This window comes from Vibrio hepatarius (genome assembly GCF_001274785.1).
GTDB classification, from domain to species: Bacteria; Pseudomonadota; Gammaproteobacteria; order Enterobacterales; family Vibrionaceae; genus Vibrio; species Vibrio hepatarius.
In genome coordinates this window covers 1-334 of sequence record NZ_LHPI01000088.1, presented here as the reverse complement: position 1 = coordinate 334, position 334 = coordinate 1, and the positions used below count along the sequence as shown (strand labels likewise).

Below are 334 nucleotides of genomic sequence, written 5' to 3'. Positions count from 1 at the left end.
GGTTTTCCGAGACGTCGGAAACCGGAAACATCGGAAAATCAATTGGAGAGATCACCATGGCAGTAAATGTAAACACTAACGTATCAGCAATGACAGCTCAGCGTCACCTAAACAACGCTAACAACGCACAACAAACGTCGATGGAACGCCTATCTTCTGGCTTCAAAATCAACAGTGCTAAAGATGACGCAGCGGGTCTACAAATCTCTAACCGTTTGAACGTTCAAAGTCGCGGTCTTGATGTGGCTGTACGTAACGCGAACGACGGTATTTCTATCGCACAGACTGCTGAAGGTGCGATGAACGAAACAACTAACATCCTACAACGTATGCG

Annotated in this window: 1 protein-coding gene; it reads left to right on the top strand. The window is 46.4% G+C overall.

The window, feature by feature from the left end:
- Positions 1 to 56 precede the first annotated feature (56 nt).
- The coding region (locus AKJ31_RS22390; RefSeq protein WP_483855398.1) for a flagellin at positions 57 to 334 on the top strand (278 nt) is incomplete at its 3' end.